This is a genomic window from Cryobacterium sp. 10I1, from assembly GCF_035019805.1.
GTDB lineage: Bacteria > Actinomycetota > Actinomycetes > Actinomycetales > Microbacteriaceae > Cryobacterium > Cryobacterium glucosi.
In genome coordinates this window covers 1-340 of sequence record NZ_JASJVF010000603.1, presented here as the reverse complement: position 1 = coordinate 340, position 340 = coordinate 1, and the positions used below count along the sequence as shown (strand labels likewise).

Here is a 340-nt window from a genome sequence, read left to right as displayed (position 1 = left end):
GGGTAGCGACGGCCGCTACGCCGTGCGCGTCGGGACCGCCGAGTTCGGCAACGGCACCACGACCGTGCACACCCAGCTCGCCGCGACCGCGCTCGGCACGAGCCCCGACCGGATCGACATCCTGCAGTCCGACACCGACACGATCGGCTACGACACCGGCGCGTTCGGCTCGGCCGGCATCGTCGTCGCCGGTAAGGCCGTGCTGGGTGCGGCGACCGCACTCGCGGCCGTGCTCCGGCAGGCGGCGACGGATGCCCACCCCGGCGCCCCCGCCGACGCCTGGCTCCTCGAGCCCGACGGCCTCCGCTGCGGCAGCACCGTCGTTTCCCTCACCGACCTC

1 protein-coding gene is annotated in these 340 nt (G+C 75.0%); it reads left to right on the top strand.

What is annotated here, in order from left to right:
* Positions 1 to 340 (top strand): molybdopterin cofactor-binding domain-containing protein (locus QN345_RS19965; RefSeq protein ID WP_323509230.1); only part of this gene is annotated, 340 nt, incomplete at both ends.